The sequence below is a fragment of the Oceanospirillum sediminis genome, assembly GCF_014164585.1.
GTDB classification, from domain to species: Bacteria; Pseudomonadota; Gammaproteobacteria; order Pseudomonadales; family Halomonadaceae; genus Oceanospirillum; species Oceanospirillum sediminis.
This window is the reverse complement of the sequence record NZ_JACJFM010000144.1, coordinates 1-438: the sequence shown is the minus strand read 5'-3', so window position 1 is coordinate 438 and position 438 is coordinate 1. Positions and strand designations below refer to the sequence as shown.

The window sequence follows — 438 nt, the reverse complement described above, 5'->3', positions numbered from 1 at the left end:
AAAGGCATACATGAATTTATGATATGGATTAGAGCTCTTTTTCATATCGTTCCAAATATCTTTGTACTCATGCGTTAAGATTACCAACGGATTGTATGAATTAGGTGGTTTGGTAACACCATATTGAATTTCTATATCATCATCTAACTCTTTCCAAGTGCCAAAAATTTTGTCAAAAATATTTAAAAATCCGCCATGGTTTTTATCCATATACTCCAAGTTTTTAGCATGGTGTACTTGATGCATCGTATGGGTGTTAAATATTTTTTCGATAAAACCTAATTTAGGTATATAAGCTGTGTGTAACTGAAATTGCCAAAGGGCCTCTATACCTAAACATACAATTACCATTTCAGGAGGGAAACCTATTGCTGGTAACCACATATAAAATAAAGGTTTGTATAAAATAGTAAACCAGCCATTTCTAACCGCTGTTCC

General features: G+C 32.9%; 1 protein-coding gene. It reads right to left on the bottom strand.

All coding sequences use genetic code 11. From position 1 onward, the window contains the following. Positions 1-438 (bottom strand): sterol desaturase family protein (locus H4O21_RS28170; RefSeq protein ID WP_182812468.1); only part of this gene is annotated, 438 nt, incomplete at both ends.